Annotated in this window: 1 pseudogene; it reads left to right on the top strand. The window is 49.0% G+C overall.

Annotated elements, in window-relative coordinates:
- Positions 1–164: 164 nt before the first annotated feature.
- Positions 165–457, top strand: a pseudogene (locus tag B4F91_RS12080) (energy transducer TonB); the annotation flags it as partial.

The raw sequence follows: 457 nt of genomic DNA, 5'->3' as shown, positions 1-457 counted from the left end.
AACCTGAGAATTTCAATAGCTGGAGATCAGTAATGATTCGTTTTCTGTTTTCACTGATTGCAGGTGGGGCAGTTACTTTCGGCTTGTTCTACTTCATGGCATACCTCATCTCTGGTGGGGCTGACCGTAATACGGAACAAAAAGAGCAGATCATAGTCGAAATTATGACGAATCCGCCTGAATCTAAGGTGCAGGAGAGGAAGCGTGTACCGCCTCCGCCTCCGCCACCGCCAAAGCAGCCGCCTAAACCGCAGCCGCCACAGCCGGAAAATAGCAACCCAAATACTGGTGGCTTGTCATTTAATATGCCAAGTATCGATGTGGGAAGCACGGCCGGTGGACTAAGTGGTCCAGGTGCATTTGGACGAGATGGTGATGCGACACCTATCGTTCGTATTGAACCAAAATATCCAACACAAGCAGCACGTGATGGTAAAGAAGGTTGGGTTCAACTTTC

It is taken from the genome of Pseudoalteromonas sp. UBA6610 (assembly GCF_002433295.1).
Classification (GTDB): domain Bacteria; phylum Pseudomonadota; class Gammaproteobacteria; order Enterobacterales; family Alteromonadaceae; genus Pseudoalteromonas; species Pseudoalteromonas atlantica.
Note: the sequence above shows the minus strand (reverse complement) of the source record. Positions and strands in the feature narration are given on the sequence as shown.